A 1,437-nucleotide genomic window follows, 5' to 3' on the forward strand; every position below is an offset into this window, starting at 1 on the left:
CGTAAATATCTACTTTAGCAATATTAACTTCTTGCTTGAACTGTCACATAAAACGCGTTTGGCGTTGTATGGTTAAGCCTCACGGGTAATTAGTACAAGTTAGCTTAATGCCTCACAGCACTTCCACATCTTGCCTATCAACGTTGTAGTCTCCAACGGCCCTTCAGAGAGCTTATAGCTCTAGTGAGAAATCATCTCGAGGCCTGCTTCGCGCTTAGATGCTTTCAGCGCTTATCAGTTCCGAACGTAGCTACCGGGCAATGCCATTGGCATGACAACCCGAACACCAGCGGTTCGTTCACTCCGGTCCTCTCGTACTAGGAGCAACCCCTCTCAATTCTCAAACGCCCACGGCAGATAGGGACCGAACTGTCTCACGACGTTCTAAACCCAGCTCGCGTACCACTTTAAATGGCGAACAGCCATACCCTTGGGACCGACTTCAGCCCCAGGATGTGATGAGCCGACATCGAGGTGCCAAACACCGCCGTCGATATGAACTCTTGGGCGGTATCAGCCTGTTATCCCCGGAGTACCTTTTATCCGTTGAGCGATGGCCCTTCCATTCAGAACCACCGGATCACTATGACCTACTTTCGTACCTGCTCGACGTGTCTGTCTCGCAGTTAAGCTGGCTTCTACCATTACACTAACCGTACGATGTCCGACCGTACTTAGCCAACCTTCGTGCTCCTCCGTTACTCTTTAGGAGGAGACCGCCCCAGTCAAACTACCCACCAGGCACTGTCCGTAACCCCGATTCAGGGGCCAACGTTAGAACATCAAAACTACAAGGGTGGTATTTCAAGGTTGACTCCAACAAAACTAGCGTCTCATCTTCAAAGTCTCCCACCTATCCTACACATGTAGGTTCAATGTTCAGTGCCAAGCTGTAGTAAAGGTTCACGGGGTCTTTCCGTCTAGCCGCGGGTACACAGCATCTTCACTGCGATTTCAATTTCACTGAGTCTCGGGTGGAGACAGCGTGGCCATGGTTACACCATTCGTGCAGGTCGGAACTTACCCGACAAGGAATTTCGCTACCTTAGGACCGTTATAGTTACGGCCGCCGTTTACCGGGGCTTCGATCAAGAGCTTCTCCCTAAGGATAACCCCATCAATTAACCTTCCGGCACCGGGCAGGTGTCACACCGTATACGTCATCTTGCGATTTTGCACAGTGCTGTGTTTTTAATAAACAGTCCCAGCCACCTGGTCACTGCGGCTCCCGTCCGCTTAGAGAGCAAGTCTCATCACAGATAGGAGCGTACCTTCTCCCGAAGTTACGGTACGATTTTGCCTAGTTCCTTCACCCGAGTTCTCTCAAGCGCCTTAGTATTCTCTACCTGACCACCTGTGTCGGTTTGGGGTACGATTCCATATAATCTGAAGCTTAGAGGCTTTTCCTGGAAGTATGGCATCAGCAACTTCATCACC

The 1,437-nt window shown here is 50.5% G+C and carries 1 rRNA gene; it reads right to left on the reverse strand.

Annotated elements, in window-relative coordinates:
- Positions 1 to 68 precede the first annotated feature (68 nt).
- Positions 69 to 1,437 (reverse strand): 23S ribosomal RNA (locus AAEZ22_RS17990); the annotation flags it as partial.

It is taken from the genome of Pseudoalteromonas sp. 20-MNA-CIBAN-0454, from assembly GCF_040308685.1.
Taxonomy (GTDB): Bacteria; Pseudomonadota; Gammaproteobacteria; order Enterobacterales; family Alteromonadaceae; genus Pseudoalteromonas; species Pseudoalteromonas nigrifaciens.